The organism is Enterococcus massiliensis, from assembly GCF_001050095.1.
GTDB classification, from domain to species: Bacteria; Bacillota; Bacilli; order Lactobacillales; family Enterococcaceae; genus Enterococcus_C; species Enterococcus_C songbeiensis.
On record NZ_CVRN01000002.1, the window covers coordinates 1 to 17,048 of the forward strand.

Here is a 17,048-nt window from a genome sequence, read left to right on the forward strand (position 1 = left end):
AAGGTATCATTATCAATGACAACAACATTCCCTTGTGTTTCTTCAAAAATTGCTGATCGCAAACTGGTTTTCCCTGACCCTGGTTGCCCACCAAGTAAAAAAGCGGTTGGCGATTCAACCGCTTTTTTACTTGAATCAATTCTTCTAAATTATCATTTAAGCGATTCTCAAATTGTTTGTCAGTAAAATTGACTATATTTGCCATATTAAGCCACTTTCTCTTTATTCAAAACTTGTTTTGAGTAACGATTCATTGACCGCCAATACTCATGAACGGCTTGTAATTCTTCTAAAGAATAATCAAAAAGATTTACACGTTTTGCAAGCTTTAATTGGTTTAATAAATTGACTTCCAATAATTGAGAGTCATTTTTATTTAATTCATGGTTCAAAACATAGTTTAATACTCGATTATAAACGCTTGCTGATAACTCATTAATGATTTCAATTTCAAATGTTTTTTCATACGTAACTGCCATTTCATTTTCACTCCTTTTAAAGTTTATCAGGTAAATATTTCCGTATATATTCTTCTAAGGCTTGATCCATAACTTCTTTTACGTTTCCGCCATTCTTTGCTGTTTCGATTTTTATGATATGGTGCAAGTCAGCACGAACACGAACCGTCTTAGCTCCCATTATATCTTTTTTTGCACTGATTGGTGTATCATTTCGTTTTGCTTTTTGTGCGCCTAAATTTCCCACAATCACTCACTTCTTTCTATTTCTTCTTATTCTTATTTTATCATCAACAATCACAAATCACAAGTGATTTGTGATTAATCACTTGTGATTTGTGATTCTATTCTTTTTCATTTTCTAACTGAATGATTCGCTCAACCATTTCAAAAAATACATTCTCATACATAGATAAAACTTTTTTGTCATAGCCTTTATGTTCTGTAATGCCGTTCTTAGACCAAGTACTTACTTTATTACTTCGCTTGATAATATTTTGGAAAACCAAATTATCTTCTTCATGTTCTTTGTACAGTTCTTCCAGGTTCGATTTTATCGTTGCGCTGTCCGTATCAACTAAATAAGGAACAAAACCGATCATATCTAGTCCAGGATTAAACTGTTCTTGTAAATCAATCAAATAGGAAATATAGTTTTGAATATTGTTTGTACTTTCTTCTTCTGCTTGTAAAGGGATCATGACGTAATCACTTGCCACGATTGCATTATTTGTATAAACGCTTGGCGTTGGTACAGTATCAATAATAATGAGATCATAATCACTTTTTAAAGGTTCTAACAGAGTAGCAAGCAATCTACTTTCGTTTTCAAACGTCCATGAGCGAGTTAATTTTGGTAATAACATCAAATCAAACGTGCCAGGAATCAAGTCTAAATTATCAGTCAAATGAATAATAGAAGAAGTCAAGTTTCCATTTTTCAAGCCTTCATAAAAATTGACACGTGGCAATTCTACCTTAAATGTTTTTGCTAAGTCTTTTGTCAATGTTGCTTGTAAGTCCTTATCGATCATTAAAACTTTTAAATTCAATTTGTCTGTCAAATAAGCAAACATAGTAGATAATTTAGACTTTCCAACACCGCCTTTAAAATAATTGTTTAAGATAACAACTGCTTCATTTTTACTGTTTCGAATATGTCTTAAATCTTCTAATATTTTGAATTCTTCTTTCGTCATAACAACGCCCCAGTCTCTTTTGTTTTGATATGTCTATTGTATCACAAATCACTTATCACAAATCACTTGTGATTTGTGATAAGTGATTTGTGATTAATATATAAAAGCCCTATTTAAAGGGCTTTTATGCTTATTTTGAAAAAGAGATAAAATCAATATATCCCTTTTCTCCGATTTTTACAACGGCATTGTAGGGCTTTTTCTCTTTGTTTTTGATTCCTTTTACCAGAGTTTCTTTTCCCTCCAGTAATTCTTAGTTTGAAAGAATACACCTATTCTCAGGTAGAAACGGGCGAACGGGACGAATGATAATGAACTATTCGTTATTACAAGAAGAATTTCCAACTATAAAAAAAGAAACCTTTATTCACATAAAAAGTGGGAATAAAGGTTTCTTTTTTTAGTTACTGGTTTTTTTGTCCCAGCCTCTTTGATAAAATTGGATTAATTTAAATCAGAAGATGCAGTATTACGTTCTGCCAAACTTCTTTCAACTTTCAATTTCTCATTATCATCTAGTTTGAAGAATGGATAATAGATCAGCATGTTAACTGCAATTGTAACAATTTGAATGAGCGCTCCACTTAGTTTACCACCTGTCGCTAAGAATCCTGAAATAATTGGCGGCGTAGTCCAAGGAACAACTGCGCCAATAGGTTTGGAAACAATTCCAAATTTCATAGCATAGTAGGTTATAAGAGTTGTAACAACTGGTGCAGTGACAAAAGGAATAACCATTTTAAAGTTTAATATGGTTGGAAAACCAAATAGAAGTGGCTCCGCAACTTGGAAACTAACAGGAGCAATCGATAATTTACCGAGAGTTTTGTTTTCCTTACTTTTCGAGAATAAGAAAATCAGTATGGCAAGAGCTATCACACAACCTGCTCCCCCTGTAAATACAAAATTATATAAGAATTCATATGTGATAATATTTGGAAGTTCTTGGCCAGCTTGATATGCAATCCGATTTGCATCTGAATTTTGTAATAAAAGTGGCTCAATGATTGGTCCGGTAACTTGAGCACCATGAATCCCAAACATCCAGAAGAAGCATTGTACAAAAATAACAAATATAATACCTGGTAAAGTTTTTGTTAGTAATCCAAGTGGTTTTGCAATTGTATTAGCTATTAATGCGTGTATGTCATCTATCCCAGTGTAATGAAGAAAAATTAAGATAAAGAACCATGCCAAAATTATAAAGAAACCTGGAACAATTGCTGTAAAAGCACGACTAACGTTTGGCGGTACAGTATCTGGCATCTTAATTGTTATATTTCGTTTGACAAACCATTGGAACATTTCTGTCGAAACAATAGAAACAATGATCCCTACAAATAAACCAGAACTTCCTAAATATTTTGTTGGGAAGCCATTACCTGCTTCTGATTGAAGAATAGGCGTTAGTATGACAAAAGCAGAAATTGCTATTAATCCCGCAGACAACGCGTCTACCTTATAACGTTTTGCCAAGTTATAAGCAATTGAAAAAGTTACTCCTAATCCGATCATACCAAATGTAGAATCTGATGCTTTATTAAAAAATTGTAATAAACCAATATTATCTAACCAGTCTGTAAAAGCTGGTACCGGAAAGTTACCAATTAACATGAATATCGAACCAATAATGATTAATGGCATGACACTTGCCATACCGTCACGCAATGCAATTAAGTGACGTTGATTACTTATCTTCGCAGCAAAGACTTGAACTTTATCCATCATAATCTTAAATCTCCTTTTATCTTAAATTAGATTTGCCTAGCATGACCATTTGATGACGGTATCCACGTATAGCTTGACCAAGAGCAAAAATGTTTTCAGGTAAACAAATACCGTTAAGTGAATCTCCGATGTGTTGAATATCTGCTCCACAAGCTTTAGAAGCTAGAGCAATTTTTTTAATCGTATCACTATCTGAAGAATCTTGACTCGTTCCATTTGCTGTTAGCAGCAAAACTTTATCCTCAATTGATTTCCCTTTATTATGCGATCTAACGTAATCGGCTATCTCTTTTAAATCTTGCTCCATAAAATAAGGAACCGTATAAGGTGCTGGAACTAAAAGCATATCAATACCCGTTTCTACAAATTGTTTCGCAATTTCTAAGTTCATTACTGGCTCATCTACCCCTGCACCGTGCATTTTACCAGCAATAATCAATCCATCAAAATGTTCTCTTGAAAGTTCAATCGCATGTTTAATTGCATCATTCGTTACACCCGTTCCAGGATTACCTGTTAAACAGATGAAGTTAAAACCTAACTTATTTGCTTGTTTTAATGTTTTAGGAGATACAATTCTACCAATTGAGATTTCTGATCTCGCTTCATTCATACTGGCTTTAATATCAACTGGCTCCAAATTTACACCAATTGGTCTACCAATTGCTTTTTTTATCCACTCAACAGGACTTTCTTCGATATTATCAGGAATACCAACTATTTGAGGATCAAATAAATCCAATGCGTTAAATAAAATCAAATCTGCACCTGCTGCTCGCTCTAGTTCAGCATTGGTTACTCCAGCTAGGAAATTAGATGAGCTCGCAACATTCTCCGCCATAACTGTTCTTCCTTCTGATGCCAAAATAGCTTGTTTTAATTCCATGGGCCTTACTGATAAAAAGTCTGATGCTGAAAAATCTAATAGTCTCTTCTGATTCATATTTTTAACCTCACCTTTCGAATTTGTTATAACAACACTACATCTAATTTATATTTTAACCGTTTTCTTAACATTGTCAATACTATTTTTAAAGCGTTAACAGTCCTGTTAAATAGTCCTTGACTATAACACTCTTCTAGATAATAATTATGTTATAACAAATTGAGGAGAATATTATGCTAGATAATACAAATAAATTACCACTTTACGTTCAGTTGGTTAATACACTATTAGAACAAATTCAAAATGATATGTCCCCAAATGATAAACTTCCTACAGAAAAAGAAATCTGCGAAGAATACTCAGTTAGTCGGACTACTGTTCGTTTAACCATGAATGAGTTGGAAAATAGAGGGTATATTTATCGTATTCAGGGAAAAGGGTCTTTTGTTTCTTCCATTAAAAAAAATACAATTAATTCTTTTTTTGACCTTGATTTCAGAGCGCATTATGAAGGTATGAATTCAGAAGAATTAACTAGTGAACTAATTTTTTTCAAGAAAGAGGCTGCACAATTAAGCCTAAGACAGAAAATGGGTTTACAACAAGAACACAATATTATTAAAATTCAAGTATTGCGTAAGTTGTTAGATATACCTGTAGCATTAGAGACCATTATTTTGAAAAACCAGTATTTTAATTTCATTAATGAAGCTAAGTTAAAAGAAGAAGGGTTAGATAAGTTAATTAATACGATTGATATCCCTTTAAAAATTGTTGAAGAAAAATACAAAGCTCGTAGATTAAATCCTGATGAAATTGATCTTTTGCAAAGCAAAGATGAGGCAGCTTTAGTTGTAACTAAGTCTCTTTACAATACAAATAACGAATTAATTATTATTTCTGAAAGAAAAATTTTAACGAGTAAATTTTCTTACCAAAATTTTATTCAAAAAGAAAACTAGCTTTTTTATAAATAAAAATGAATATTCAAAACTACATTCAAAAGAAGTTCTTTACGGTTCTATGTGAAAAGTGAGTCTTATCTATTATTAAACATGTCTATAAAACTTCTCACTTAATGCTTTGGTGTTAGTATCAAATCTTAGACAGCTTTTCGTAGAGACAAAAATAAATTAAACTTATCTACGAAAGGATGATTTTTTATGACCCGATATGAAGAAAATTTCAAACAGATGATTGTTGATCTGAATCAAACTGGACGTTCTGTTCGAGGTTTTTCGAAAGAATATGGCTTATCTGAAGCGACGATTTACAAATGGAAGAATTTATATTTACCTAATCAGCCCACAGGACTGACTGGAAAAGAAGTAGCTGAACTGAAAAAAGAAAATGCCCGTTTGAAAGAGGAACTTGAAATCTTAAAAAAGCCGCAGCCATATTCTCTCGAAAAACCTAAATTCGCTTACTCAATTCATTGAAAAATGGTGTAAGGATTACACGGTTTCTTTGTTGTGTCGGTTATTAGAAATCCCTAGAAGTGTCTATTATTTTTATAAAAACAAATCGTTGACAGCTACAGAAATCAGAAATAATCAGTTGAAAAAGAAGATTTCAGCCATTTTTTTTGCAAATAAACAACGCTATGGTGCCACAAAAATCCATCAAGTTTTATTAAAAGAAGCTAGTTCAGTATCTCTTAAGCATGTCCAAAAGCTAATGAAACAATTAAATTTAAGGTCGATTGTCGTTAAAAAATATAGACCTCAAAGATCTAATAAACCAATTATTTCAAAAGAGAACCTTTTAAGTCAGAACTTTTCTACTCAAACGATCTGTGAGAAATGGGTAGCTGATATTACGTACATTCCTACTAATAAAAATGGTTGGTGTTACTTGTCTTCAATCATGGATTTACACACGAAAAAAATTATTAGCTATACATTTTCAAAACGAATGACTGTGGATTGTGTCATCCAAACATTGAATAAAGCAAAACTACAGTACCACATTCCGAAAGGAATAATTCTACATACTGATTTGGGCAGCCAGTACACAGCCAGCGAAGTTGAACAATGGCTTAAAAGCAACAAAACAAGGCATTCCTATAGTAGAAAAGGAACGCCTTATGATAATGCTGGAATCGAATCTTTCCATGCCTCATTGAAAAAGGAAGAAGTCTACACGACTAGTTACTCAGATTTTGAAGAAGCAAATCGGGCGCTATTTAGCTACATTGAAGGATTTTATAATCGAAATCGAATTCATAGCTCGATTCACTATCTAACCCCACAGGAATTTGAAGAGTTGGCAAAAGAAAAATGGCGTAACCGTCTCTACTAAAATGTGTCCAAGATATTGACTCAAATCCATATATACATTTTATAGACGTAGGAAAAAGCCCAGTATTCTTTACACAGCTTTTATAAATGCATATATCTATACTTTCAATTCCTTCTTCCAACATTCATAAGACTCAACAGTTGCACTTTTTTTCATTCTCCTACAAATTCCACTAAACAATGACCACTTATAATCATCAAGAATGGCAGTACCTACTCCCCCTAATCCTAAGAAAAACAGTAAAAGTAAATATAAAAATAACATCATATTCGTCCATAACGATAAAAGAGTCAACAAAAGAGAAACTAAGCCTACTGTAACAAATGAAAAGAACAGAATACCATAATAAATTTTCAAAAGAACAGACCATTCTTTGATTCTATTAAGAACAGATAACTCCTCCTCCGTCATCAATCAATCCACCTGTTCTTTCTTCTTTTTTGGATTGATACTCTTCAAGAACTTCTCCTCCAATACCAATAAATGACGATAAACATCATCCATCGACCAGCCTGAAGAAAGACTAAGACAATATAAAAAATCACAAGGCAACGTCTTTACGGTACGGTTTCTTGTTACCCAACTTGCTACTGTACTCTGCTTATATCCATGCAACTCACAAAATTGCTCTACTGTCATACCTAACCGCGAAATAATAAATACATTGATCGGGTAGGGATATACAAAGGTATTGATACTCATAGTCAGAAAGACCTCCCACGATATTATTACGTTTGCGATAATAATACTACTCTTTCTTAAGACCAGCAAGCAAGACGGAGAAAAAAGAAGGAACGTATCATAGATATAATGTAATAGGCAATTTGCACCTTTTAATTTCAACCTGTATCGATCATGAACAGATCTGTTTGCACGCCGATCTTATTGGGTTCTATCAAGCGTTTCAGTGCTGTCTGAATAAACATGTATTCTCTTCCAAAAGCTCCTGAGATCGCAGCGAAATAAGCCCCCTGGCTTTCTTTTTTTAGCCGGATAACGGAGCGCATCAATCCATGTATCGAAGCTAGCATAATACCCCCATTACGACCAGCACGAACACGAAAATGAATTTTGTTCTCTTCTCTTAACTGCTTCAGTACTTTGTCCAGGGAACGTTTTGGGATCTTTAAACGTTCAGTTAAATCTTTTTTTGTAGAATTAATGTATGGTTGTTCTTCATAGGATTGCTCATTCAAATAGGACAGTAGATCTTCTGCCCATTCATGACTATGTGAATACTTGCGAACAGCTCTTTCTTTCTTGAATTTCCACCAACCCCGTTTTTTGTTAAATAGTTGCTCTTCAGAAAGATTGGCATCGACCCACTCTTGGCATAATAGGACAATTTTTTCTCTGTGCGCTGCTTGATATTTTCCGGAGTAAGCGGAACGAATGATTCTGGTTAATTCTCGATCAGATAAAGGGTTAGCCAAGCGGTCATTGAATTCTAACATCGTCAATTCACATGCTTCTACTTCGTATCCTGACGAAAAGTATGCCAAAGACAAGGTGAATATGACATTATTTCGACCATATACGCCCTTTTCACCTTGTATTTTTTGACTTTTTAGCAACAGCTGGAACCAGGGTTCATCGACTTGACGAAATTCTTGAGTAGATGGTAATACAAAAACGTTCTTGATCTCCGCTTTTTTGTCCGCATCTTCTCTCATTGACCAGTCGATCCATTCTTCGAAACTATAACGATACTGTGGTTCAAAGAATAAAACATTCTCTTCAGAAGGCATACGTGTGATCCCAAAATGATTGGCATTTACATCAACTGGAAACCGATAATCATTTGAAAATTTGTTTCTAAGATTTTTTGAGATCATTTTGGCCACATTGATCACTTTAAAATTTGATTTCTTCGTCACGTATGCAGGCTTGTCTAGTACATAGAAAGCTTGAAATCCATGCGGTGTACGTAGAATCATTGTCGGCATAAAGCCGATCTCGTGACTGGCCAAGATAATTTCTCCATAGTCAAAGTGTGGATCCAATGTGTCAAAATCAACAAAGAAAGTATTGATTTGACGCAAATTGTCCTCAGAATGACCTTTTGTAAACATTCTGGCTTCATCAGCATATGTTCCATAGCGAAATACATTTGGTGTCCAATGAGTGAATCGATTATCGTTTTCGATCACCCCTTCTTCTGAAGTGATCACTAGCCCAATCCCTTCGATCATGTGTTCCTTTGAACGGTACGCAAAAATAGCCCCCTTCCCCGACTGATCACTAAAAGAGACCGGTTTTAGGTGGCTGTTTTTATATTTAAACTTACGGATACCATTTTGTAAGATTGCTGAATAAACTACGTCTAAAGTAGCTGCCATTGCTGCTTATCCTTTCTAAACAAAAAGAGAACACAAATAATCTTTCGATTTGTGCTCTCTCAATGGCCTAAAAAGTCAAAAATTCATTAAACTACATAACAAAATAAGCGTATATATATTGAGTTGCTCGTCTAAAAATGGTAAGATAAGTCTACAAGTTCAGATTGCAGTCTGAACAGATTATCCAATTACATAAGTGGTTTCCAGCCGCTTACATAATCCCTGAGACGAGCGAGAACACATAGTTTTGTATGTGATTCAGATAAAAAAGTGAGGTCCAATTCACATTTTTATCCGTCTCTTTTTATTTTACCTTTCTTTTAGATTACAAAACATTCATTAACTTGTAAAGCACTATTTCTAACTAAAGATTGCAACCGTATACTAGAGAACTTTTATTTTGGTATACTGGTATACTTATACACCAACAAAAGTGTATAAGTATATCAGTATACTTTTTGATTTAAGTAAGGAAAATCTTTGTAACTCAGCGCACTTTATATTAAATTTGGATTTTAGTTAAGCGTAAATTTAATTTTATTGGGTATACTGGTATACTTTCTATTGGAATTAGTATACCAGTATACTTTTACACAATTCTACTTTCGCAATTATTTTCTTTACAAATAAACTTAACGTTGGTATACTAAAGATATATTATAAATAAAACGGAGGTTCATTCATGGGAAAAGTATATGTGGTTGGAAATTTTAAAGGTGGCGTAGGCAAAACGAAATCTGTAACTATGCTCGCTTATGAGAGTGCCGTTATTAAAGATAAAAAGACATTAGTTGTGGATTTAGATCCCCAAGGTAACGCTACAAGTATTTTAGCTAAGACAGGCGAACTTAATGAAATTTCTAAAAATATAACCGTTGGATTTGAGGAAGGCGATTTAAGCACTCAAATCACGCCAATTATAAATAATTTAGATTTAATTGCATCTAATACCACCTTTAGAAACTTAACGAAAATTCTAATGAATAGGTTTCCTAATGATGAAATCAAGCAAATTACTTATTTAAAAGAATTGCTGAATCCATTAAAAGAAGTCTATGATGCCATTTATATTGACGTCCCACCTACAATATCTGACTATAGTGATAATGCTATGCTTGCAGCTGATTATTGTATTATTGTATTGCAAACACAGGAGCTATCTTTAGACGGTGCTCAAACCTATATTGCTTATATGCAATATCTAGCTGATACATATGACAATGATTTACAAGTATTAGGCATTATACCATGCATGCTTAGACCTGGTGGACGGGTAGATACTAAAGTACTGGATCAAGCAAAAGAATTATACGGAGGAAATGTTTTAGATACCATAGTTAAGTATCAAGAAAGATTGAAAGTTTACGACGTCGAAGGGATACACGTTTCGTACTCATATATTGGTAAACCCGATGGTTGGGATATTAAAGCGCATCAAGTATTCATCGATGTTTTGAATGAGTTGGATCGACATGAGGAAATACTAGAATCTTTGGAGGATTAAATATGTCTGAAAATTTTAAGCCAATAATAAGTAATAAAAAAAAGAAATCTTCTTTACAGTCAAAAAAAGTTGAGATACAAGGGAAAACAGATTTTGGAAGGACCTCCTCTAACGCTCCTAAAAATAATCTCGAGCCTCTGCTTATAAAAAAAGAAATTACTGCGAAGCCAATTGAAAAAGATAAACGGTTTTTAGCAACATTAACTCAAAAAGTCTCACCTTCAGTTAATTTGAAAATGAACACCCTTAAACCATTTTTAGGGGAATTAGAAAATATGCCAAAAGCAACAATTAATGAAATAGTCGACTTAGTCATAGATAGTTATGTAAATACAAGATTGTCCACTAGACAACAAGAAGCCTTTAAAGCAATGTACGATACACAATTAAAAATGCTTAAAAAGTAGAAAAGTATACTGGTATACTTTCCTACTTTTTATATAGTACCTAGTTGCTAGTGTTTTAAATAGCTTTCTGAAGTAAGATAAAGATAAAAAAAAATAAAGGTATAAAATGGTACCTGTAGATAGGACACTTGTAAAAAAGAGTGTCCTACCTAAAGGTACCATTTTAATTTGGTCTGTTTTCTTTTTATCAACACAATCTATTTACTTATTTTAAATAAAGTAAAGTTCTCAGGTAAGCTTAAAAATCTCCATTCGTATAGACTATTCGTGTACTTTAAAATAATTTTCATAGTATCTAGCGAAAATTCATACATATAACTACCTACGATTCCAATGATTGGATTCTTGTTTACATCATTTTTAAGTTTATTTACAGTCACTTAAAAAGGGATCCATATCCAGAATTACATAGTAAGAAGAAACTTATAACACCAAACCATCGTACTCGATAGTAGAAAAGTATACCAGTATACTTTTCTACTATAATCAAGTTTTAAAATATCATCAACTTGAGTATTGGCAGTGTGATAACTTACAGGAAGAGGGAGTTTAATATTTTTTTTCAAATTCGCAAAACTTTATAATTCGTTCTCTTGACCTAAAAAGGGAACACATGTTCTAATGTGTATATATAAAATGTATCTTTTTTATAGAACAGGGGGTTACTATAGTTATGCAATTTGGTATAAATCCAAGGTTCGATTACTCCAAAGAACCTTCTCGAGATATTCTTTGTATCGACTGTAAGTCCTTCTACGGTGCGAAACGTTCCTAACTGAAAAGGTTAGGCACACAAGATTTTCTTGTGTAGAACTAATGATTTGAGGAGTGAAATGACGGTGTAACGCCCTGAAGCGCTCCCTCTGATACTCCGATTGGCAATACCTTAAGTTAGAATAGGAATTGTCAAAAGCTCGGTAAAGTCGGCTGAGAGTTACCGCAGTTGCATTATGCAATCGAAAGCTGTTCAGCGGTGAATGGTGTAACCTATAGGCCGGGAGTCCAGAAATTACTCATGGTGAGAATGTGCAGCTGCACTGACGAACTCGCGAATGTACGAATCTATAAGCTTGGGGTACAGAAATGTATCTTACCCGCACAAATATTACTGTGACAAAGGGTGTAGCTTGCGGTTAAGTAAGAATCGTAGATATGAACAACCGTGCAATGTGGTAGGCATTGGAAAGTTACAGGTTCAGAGTGAGCGCCTAAAAGTAAATGTAGGGATAAAATCATTGGAACGTTGAAAGCTAGTGTCGTGGAGGACTAACTTCCTTTGAAACGGTTGAGACGAAGAATAATAAGCTCATTTACACTAGTGAGAGTAGTGGCACAGTACCTATGAAGCAGTGATAATAAGCTGTGGAGGGATAGCCACAAGTCAATTTGCTTTACTAACAGTTGTGATACAATCCATAGAATCGAGTATGACAAAATAAACGCCGACGTCCGAAAGGAGGCGGTGCTATGGAAAACGTATCAGCATCACATTCAATTCGCCATATGGAATATTATGGTCTTATTGATAGCTTTGATTCTCTTTACAAAGAGAGTAGCGAGAACAAAATTTTCAGTAACCTTATGGAAATTGTCACTTCTCCTAATAACATTCTATTGGCATTTCGGAATGGTAAAGGAAATTCTGGTAGTACTTCCCCAGGCGTCGACAAAAAGAATATTGATGATTTAAAAGCAATACCGAATATCGAGTTTATAAAAACTGTTCAAACAAAATTTTCAGAATATAAACCGCAACCAGTTAAACGAGTAGATATTCCTAAGCCAAATGGGAAAACTAGACCACTAGGTATACCAACAATATGGGATAGAATCATACAACAGTGTCTACTACAAGTTTTAGAACCGATCATGGAAGCAAAGTTTCATGATAAGAACTATGGTTTCCGACCTAACCGGTCGGCACATCATGCATTCGCTCAAGCAGTACGAATGTCGCAACTTTCAAAACTAACTTTTGTAGTAGACATAGACATAGAAGGATTCTTTGATAACGTAAACCATTCAAAACTTATTAAACAGTTTTGGACATTAGGGGTACGTGATAAATGGCTTCTAGGTGTTATCCGAGCAATGCTTAAAGCACCTATTATTCATAGGGATGGACGCATTGAACATCCAAAGAAAGGAACCCCGCAAGGCGGTGTTCTCTCTCCACTTCTTGCCAATGTTGTTTTGAATGAACTGGACTGGTGGATATCTTCTCAATGGGAAACACACCCGACTAGGAAAAACTACGATTGTTATCATCAAACAAGAAAGCAATGGATTAAGAGCAACAAATATCGAGCACTGCGTGCTTCGAAACTAAAAGAGATTTATATTGTTAGATACGCAGATGACTTCAAAATCTTCTGTAGAAAACGAAGTGACGCAGACAAAATCTTTCTAGCCACTAAATTATGGTTAAAAGACCGACTGAAACTTGATATAAGTGCTGAAAAATCAAAGGTAGTGAATCTAAAGAAACAGAAATCTGATTTTCTCGGATTCACAATGAAACTGGTACGCAAAAGAAAAAGCTTTGTGATTGAAACGCACATGTGCGCCAAAGCCATGAGTGCAGCATCTAATAAACTCGCTGCGTCATACCAGTCTCCGGATTCTATGAGTGGGATTCCGAAAAACGAAAACTATTGTTTACTGCAGGGGATAATGATGTTTTTTATTTGGGAGGATTTTATCGTGTGCATAAAACAGGTGCAGGATTTGAAACGGAATCGATTATTATGACGACAAAACCTAATGATTCTGTATCCCCAATACATGATCGTATGCCGCTTATTATTCAAAGAGATCATATAAAAGATTGGATCACAGATCTGGATTTCGCACGTAACTATCTTACAGCTGATATGCCAGAATTAACTCGTACTGAAGTAGCAAAATAAAAAAGAGCGGATCTTTTATAGATTCGCTCTTTTTTCATTGCTATGTTTAATTTTATCTAGTATCACTTCAAATGTTTCAAAGGTATCTATATCTAACTGACACAACCAAAGCAGATACTTCTTTTCTTTGTAACTCCAGTCAACAGCGGGGTAGGAGGAGATCAGATTTTTGTATCTAGCTTTTTGCTCATTTGAAGCTAGTTGCCAACGCCTTTCAAATATTTTTTCTTCTTCCATGATTAGCGGCCCTCGGTTACTAAATGATACTACTAACTATACTCTACGTCGTTTAGTGTGTAGTAATTCAAATCTAAAGTGTAATCTACTGATTCAAAAATTAAGGCTTTCCCATCATATTCCACTGAAATTTTACAGATAAAAGGTACGTCATGTTTTTCAAATGCTTTCCCATAATGAATTTTAAAATAAGATTTTTCTTCTGAATCCCAATAGGATTGTTCTTCATCCATTTCTTTAATTATAACCTATAAAACTACTAAAAGATAAAATATATTTGCACGTTTAAAGTGTACCCTAAATACACATTGATATTATGTTGAAAAATCTAGCGTTCTGACGTATGATTAGGGTGTATTTTAAATACTTAAGAAAAGTAGGAAATAAATTTGAAAATTGCTTATATTCGAGTTTCATCCATCGATCAAAATGAACAACGCCAAATTGAAGAAATGGAAAAGTTTGGCGCTGAAAAAATTTTTATAGAAAAGCAATCTGGAGCAACTATCAGTCATCGGCCAATTTTTCAGGAAGCTTTAGATTTTGTCAGAGAGCAAGATATTTTTATTGTAGAAGCCATTGATCGACTTGGACGAAATTATGACGAAATTATCGATTCAGTTAATTATCTAAAGAAGAAGAATGTGCGACTTATTATCACCAGTTTACCAATCATGGCTGAAGCAATCGGAAATCCTCTCCTGGATAAATTCATCAAAGACTTAATCATTCAAATCTTAGCCATGATTGCCGAACAAGAGCGTACTGAATCTAAACGACGCCAGGCACAAGGAATTAAGATTGCTAAAGCAAACGGCGTCTATAAAGGTCGTCCTAAGTTATACAGTGCAGAAACAAAAGATCCTCAGCGACGCCTTGTTTATAAAAGCATCGTTCAGGATCTGGAGAATGGAGTTGCTATCTCAAAGATTGCAAAAGACTATAATGTGACTAGGCAAACAGTTTACCGAATAAAAAAAGAAATGGATCAACTAATTGTATGATTTCTTTTTTAAATCACGTAATTATGAATAGCTTTGTTATCAAGATAGCCAATCAAGTAAAATTCATCTAGCTAAGTTGATTATATTTATGATAACGAGAAATTAGTTGACATAAATATAATCAACACAATAATCATGCTGATTTAAAGCTATTTATCACCGATGACTCACCGATGACTCCTGGATGACTCCTGGATGACTCCTGGATGACTTTGCATAATATATCTTATGTAAACTAATAAGATTTGAATTTTATTTTATACACACTCGATAATAGATCAATTTTATGGTCCCCCGCATTTACGATTGCACAAGAGAAACATAAAGTCGACCTATTAGCATTTCTTTTCAATTCAAACATTAAAAAAGTTTATACCTCTGCTACTAAAAAATGAAATTATCTATTTAAAATTTAAAACGGTAAATCTGATTCATCCAAATTAGAAAATGGATCAGCCTGTATTGGAGCTTTGTATTTCTCCATAATAACAGATATCTTTTTTTCATTTTTTAAAAAATACCTTTTAAATTTCTTATAGTCCTCTGAAATCAAAATATAGCGTGATGGATACTCATCAAAAGAAGAATCGTATTCTTCCTTTAAAATTCCCGATTTACTTAATTTTTCTAGTACATCAAATACTCTATCACTCAAGTAACTCCTTAAATTGTTATCACTTTCCCATTGAACTACTTTTCTATAAGTTGAATTATCAGTTGAAAAGATAGAATTTTCATCCATAAACGCATATATTAGCAGCAATCTTTCATCATTGTCAAATTCTATTGGATCAAAAATGTCTAAATTATCTTCAAAATCTTCATCAGTTCCTATAACTTTTTTGTTAATTGCTGAAGATGTCTTATAAGAAATAGAATCTAAATCAAAACGTTTTGATTCTAAATTATTTTGTGCTTTTTCAATTAAATGATTAACTTTTTTTGTGAGAAACCTTCTGATATTGTCTTTGCTATATGTTCCATAAAAACCTTTATCTTCAAGAGAATCCCTGTACTTCTTAACTTCTATATACTCTTCAGCCAAAATTTGTGGAACTGGTTCGTCTAAGAAAAAAATTCCTACTTCGCCTTTGCTATTCTTATAGAAGTAATCAATTTCTGCTATAGTTCCCGATCTATAATTATCAACTGGAGAGCCCAACTTATGGCCAAAAATCGCTAATAAAATATCGCTATTTTCTACAATTTGTTTATTAATAACACTTTGCCCAGAGCTATTATTTATATAAGTAGGAATCGCATTAGTTTCCCATCGTATAGGCATCAAAATCACTTTTGTATTATCTGTATTTTCTATATTCCATCTATATATGGTTTCTTCTACTTCATTCCTTTTTGCTGCTATATCACCTGGTGATGCTATAAATACTTTTATAAGATTTATGGTTTTCATTTATTGTACCTTTCTCTCTAGTTCTCTTTAAAGTAAGCGCAGGATAACATAGTACCTAGTTCCCATCTCCATGATTCTTTATACTGAATGTATTCAATCAATACGGAGGTGGTTTCTCATGAAAGAAAAGCAAGAAGTGATTCAGATCAAGTTGGAAGAACAACGACAAGTTAAGCCCGCACTTCCAGCCAAAGTTGCGGTACGAATCAAGTCTGGCAAACAAGATATTTTTGTCTACAATGGTGCCAGCCAATACTTAGTGCAGGCAGTGCTAAAAGAGTTGATGACGTATGTTTCTTGATTACACCCAAGTAAAAAACATCTTCATTGTCTGTGGAAAAACAGATCTACGAAGAGGCATTGACGGCTTAGCTGGTGTCATCCAACAAGAATATGAACTGGACCTTTATCAAAACGCATTATTTCTATTTTGTGGCAATCGATCCGACCGATTTAAAATGTTGTATTATGATCAAGACGGTTTTTTATTACTTTACAAGCGCTTAGATCAAGGCAAACTACGTTGGCCTCGAAAAAAAGAAGAAATCCGACTATTAACTCACCAACAAATTCGGTGGTTATTAGAAGGCTTAAGTATTGATCAGCCACGAGCGATTCAAGGCGGGAAAAAAGGGATTTTTTAAGAAGAGGAAAAGTGCTAG

20 protein-coding genes and 2 pseudogenes are annotated in these 17,048 nt (G+C 33.8%); 9 read left to right on the forward strand and 13 right to left on the reverse strand.

Going from position 1 to position 17,048, the window contains the following annotated elements; translation table 11 throughout:
* From BN1875_RS00065 to BN1875_RS00090, 7 genes and pseudogenes are all read right to left on the reverse strand, one after another.
* Positions 1 to 205 (reverse strand): annotated as a pseudogene (locus BN1875_RS00065) (zeta toxin family protein); the annotation flags it as partial.
* Between the two features lies 1 nt (position 206).
* Entirely contained in the window at positions 207 to 479 is a 273-nt protein-coding gene (locus BN1875_RS00070) for an antitoxin (protein ID WP_000301765.1), read from the reverse strand.
* A gap of 16 nt (positions 480 to 495) precedes the next feature.
* Positions 496 to 711 carry a peptide-binding protein gene (locus tag BN1875_RS00075; protein WP_048602878.1) on the reverse strand — a complete coding sequence of 72 codons (216 nt, stop codon included), beginning with the start codon at positions 709 to 711 and terminating at the stop codon, positions 496 to 498.
* A gap of 91 nt (positions 712 to 802) precedes the next feature.
* Positions 803 to 1,657, reverse strand: coding sequence for a ParA family protein (locus tag BN1875_RS00080; RefSeq protein WP_048602879.1), 855 nt, complete (start codon positions 1,655 to 1,657; stop codon positions 803 to 805).
* Between the two features lie 130 nt (positions 1,658 to 1,787).
* Positions 1,788 to 1,910: pseudogene (locus BN1875_RS13905) on the reverse strand (topoisomerase); the annotation flags it as partial.
* A gap of 191 nt (positions 1,911 to 2,101) precedes the next feature.
* Positions 2,102 to 3,385, reverse strand: coding sequence for a PTS sugar transporter subunit IIC (locus BN1875_RS00085; RefSeq protein WP_002363033.1), 1,284 nt, complete (start codon positions 3,383 to 3,385; stop codon positions 2,102 to 2,104).
* Positions 3,386 to 3,401: 16 nt separating this feature from the next.
* Complete coding sequence (locus BN1875_RS00090) at positions 3,402 to 4,328, reverse strand: DUF7916 family protein (RefSeq protein ID WP_002355406.1); 927 nt, start codon at positions 4,326 to 4,328, stop codon at positions 3,402 to 3,404.
* Between the two features lie 176 nt (positions 4,329 to 4,504).
* Between BN1875_RS00090 and BN1875_RS00095 the strand changes: the two genes are divergently transcribed.
* Complete coding sequence (locus BN1875_RS00095) at positions 4,505 to 5,233, forward strand: GntR family transcriptional regulator (protein WP_005875656.1); 729 nt, start codon at positions 4,505 to 4,507, stop codon at positions 5,231 to 5,233.
* Between the two features lie 201 nt (positions 5,234 to 5,434).
* Positions 5,435 to 6,572 (forward strand): IS3 family transposase gene (locus BN1875_RS00105; protein ID WP_147570553.1). Its coding sequence is split into 2 segments (ribosomal slippage): positions 5,435 to 5,661 and positions 5,660 to 6,572, totalling 1,140 coding nucleotides; the frame shifts between segments, so codons are not numbered across the junction.
* A 96-nt stretch (positions 6,573 to 6,668) separates the two neighbouring features.
* Here the strand turns inward: BN1875_RS00105 and BN1875_RS00110 are convergent.
* From BN1875_RS00110 to BN1875_RS00120, 3 genes are all read right to left on the reverse strand, one after another.
* Positions 6,669 to 6,983 carry a hypothetical protein gene (locus BN1875_RS00110; protein WP_048602881.1) on the reverse strand — a complete coding sequence of 105 codons (315 nt, stop codon included), beginning with the start codon at positions 6,981 to 6,983 and terminating at the stop codon, positions 6,669 to 6,671.
* A 3-nt stretch (positions 6,984 to 6,986) separates the two neighbouring features.
* On the reverse strand, positions 6,987 to 7,274 hold the full coding sequence (locus BN1875_RS00115) for a hypothetical protein (protein ID WP_002333827.1): 288 nt from the start codon (positions 7,272 to 7,274) through the stop codon (positions 6,987 to 6,989).
* A 137-nt stretch (positions 7,275 to 7,411) separates the two neighbouring features.
* Positions 7,412 to 8,911: a primase C-terminal domain-containing protein gene (locus BN1875_RS00120; RefSeq protein ID WP_048602882.1), complete on the reverse strand. Its 1,500-nt coding sequence runs from the start codon at positions 8,909 to 8,911 to the stop codon at positions 7,412 to 7,414.
* A 682-nt stretch (positions 8,912 to 9,593) separates the two neighbouring features.
* On the opposite strand from BN1875_RS00120, the gene BN1875_RS00125 reads away from it, so the two are divergent.
* From BN1875_RS00125 to BN1875_RS00140, 4 genes are all read left to right on the forward strand, one after another.
* A complete protein-coding gene (locus BN1875_RS00125) occupies positions 9,594 to 10,415 on the forward strand; it encodes a ParA family protein (RefSeq protein WP_048602883.1) in 822 nt (273 codons plus the stop codon).
* A 2-nt stretch (positions 10,416 to 10,417) separates the two neighbouring features.
* A complete protein-coding gene (locus BN1875_RS00130; RefSeq protein ID WP_010782319.1) occupies positions 10,418 to 10,822 on the forward strand; it encodes a hypothetical protein in 405 nt (134 codons plus the stop codon).
* A 1,467-nt stretch (positions 10,823 to 12,289) separates the two neighbouring features.
* Positions 12,290 to 13,573 carry a group II intron reverse transcriptase/maturase gene (gene ltrA, locus BN1875_RS00135; protein ID WP_407919934.1) on the forward strand — a complete coding sequence of 428 codons (1,284 nt, stop codon included), beginning with the start codon at positions 12,290 to 12,292 and terminating at the stop codon, positions 13,571 to 13,573.
* Positions 13,477 to 13,731 carry an SOS response-associated peptidase family protein gene (locus BN1875_RS00140; protein WP_407919935.1) on the forward strand — a complete coding sequence of 85 codons (255 nt, stop codon included), beginning with the start codon at positions 13,477 to 13,479 and terminating at the stop codon, positions 13,729 to 13,731. Before ltrA ends, BN1875_RS00140 begins: the two co-directional genes overlap by 97 nt.
* 15 nt (positions 13,732 to 13,746) lie before the next feature.
* Here BN1875_RS00140 and BN1875_RS00145 read toward each other — a convergent pair whose 3' ends face one another.
* Together BN1875_RS00145 and BN1875_RS00150 are read right to left on the reverse strand one after the other, a co-directional pair.
* A complete protein-coding gene (locus BN1875_RS00145; RefSeq protein WP_014748756.1) occupies positions 13,747 to 13,968 on the reverse strand; it encodes a hypothetical protein in 222 nt (73 codons plus the stop codon).
* A gap of 32 nt (positions 13,969 to 14,000) precedes the next feature.
* Entirely contained in the window at positions 14,001 to 14,201 is a 201-nt protein-coding gene (locus BN1875_RS00150; protein WP_014748757.1) for a hypothetical protein, read from the reverse strand.
* A gap of 156 nt (positions 14,202 to 14,357) precedes the next feature.
* Between BN1875_RS00150 and BN1875_RS00155 the strand changes: the two genes are divergently transcribed.
* Positions 14,358 to 14,972: a recombinase family protein gene (locus tag BN1875_RS00155; RefSeq protein WP_002345745.1), complete on the forward strand. Its 615-nt coding sequence runs from the start codon at positions 14,358 to 14,360 to the stop codon at positions 14,970 to 14,972.
* Positions 14,973 to 15,384: 412 nt separating this feature from the next.
* Here the strand turns inward: BN1875_RS00155 and BN1875_RS00160 are convergent, their stop codons facing one another.
* Positions 15,385 to 16,386: a DUF4062 domain-containing protein gene (locus BN1875_RS00160; RefSeq protein WP_048602885.1), complete on the reverse strand. Its 1,002-nt coding sequence runs from the start codon at positions 16,384 to 16,386 to the stop codon at positions 15,385 to 15,387.
* 118 nt (positions 16,387 to 16,504) lie between these two features.
* Between BN1875_RS00160 and BN1875_RS00165 the strand changes: the two genes are divergently transcribed.
* Both BN1875_RS00165 and tnpB read left to right on the forward strand, forming a co-directional pair.
* Positions 16,505 to 16,687: a hypothetical protein gene (locus tag BN1875_RS00165; RefSeq protein ID WP_048602886.1), complete on the forward strand. Its 183-nt coding sequence runs from the start codon at positions 16,505 to 16,507 to the stop codon at positions 16,685 to 16,687.
* A complete protein-coding gene (tnpB, locus tag BN1875_RS00170) occupies positions 16,677 to 17,030 on the forward strand; it encodes an IS66 family insertion sequence element accessory protein TnpB (protein WP_048602887.1) in 354 nt (117 codons plus the stop codon). Before BN1875_RS00165 ends, tnpB begins: the two co-directional genes overlap by 11 nt.
* Positions 17,031 to 17,048 lie beyond the last annotated feature (18 nt).

Bases quoted from the DNA above. Each gene is read 5' to 3' on its own strand.
- BN1875_RS00095 (WP_005875656.1), top strand. From the start codon at position 4,505: ATGCTAGATAATACAAATAAATTACCACTTTACGTTCAGTTGGTTAAT.
- BN1875_RS00160 (WP_048602885.1), bottom strand. From the start codon at position 16,386: ATGAAAACCATAAATCTTATAAAAGTATTTATAGCATCACCAGGTGAT.
- BN1875_RS00070 (WP_000301765.1), bottom strand. From the start codon at position 479: ATGGCAGTTACGTATGAAAAAACATTTGAAATTGAAATCATTAATGAG.
- BN1875_RS00130 (WP_010782319.1), top strand. From the start codon at position 10,418: ATGTCTGAAAATTTTAAGCCAATAATAAGTAATAAAAAAAAGAAATCT.
- BN1875_RS00145 (WP_014748756.1), bottom strand. From the start codon at position 13,968: ATGGAAGAAGAAAAAATATTTGAAAGGCGTTGGCAACTAGCTTCAAAT.
- BN1875_RS00085 (WP_002363033.1), bottom strand. From the start codon at position 3,385: ATGATGGATAAAGTTCAAGTCTTTGCTGCGAAGATAAGTAATCAACGT.
- BN1875_RS00150 (WP_014748757.1), bottom strand. From the start codon at position 14,201: ATGGATGAAGAACAATCCTATTGGGATTCAGAAGAAAAATCTTATTTT.
- BN1875_RS00115 (WP_002333827.1), bottom strand. From the start codon at position 7,274: ATGAGTATCAATACCTTTGTATATCCCTACCCGATCAATGTATTTATT.
- BN1875_RS00120 (WP_048602882.1), bottom strand. From the start codon at position 8,911: ATGGCAGCTACTTTAGACGTAGTTTATTCAGCAATCTTACAAAATGGT.
- BN1875_RS00165 (WP_048602886.1), top strand. From the start codon at position 16,505: ATGAAAGAAAAGCAAGAAGTGATTCAGATCAAGTTGGAAGAACAACGA.
- BN1875_RS00090 (WP_002355406.1), bottom strand. From the start codon at position 4,328: ATGAATCAGAAGAGACTATTAGATTTTTCAGCATCAGACTTTTTATCA.
- BN1875_RS00125 (WP_048602883.1), top strand. From the start codon at position 9,594: ATGGGAAAAGTATATGTGGTTGGAAATTTTAAAGGTGGCGTAGGCAAA.
- BN1875_RS00110 (WP_048602881.1), bottom strand. From the start codon at position 6,983: ATGACGGAGGAGGAGTTATCTGTTCTTAATAGAATCAAAGAATGGTCT.
- BN1875_RS00080 (WP_048602879.1), bottom strand. From the start codon at position 1,657: ATGACGAAAGAAGAATTCAAAATATTAGAAGATTTAAGACATATTCGA.
- ltrA (WP_407919934.1), top strand. From the start codon at position 12,290: ATGGAAAACGTATCAGCATCACATTCAATTCGCCATATGGAATATTAT.
- tnpB (WP_048602887.1), top strand. From the start codon at position 16,677: ATGTTTCTTGATTACACCCAAGTAAAAAACATCTTCATTGTCTGTGGA.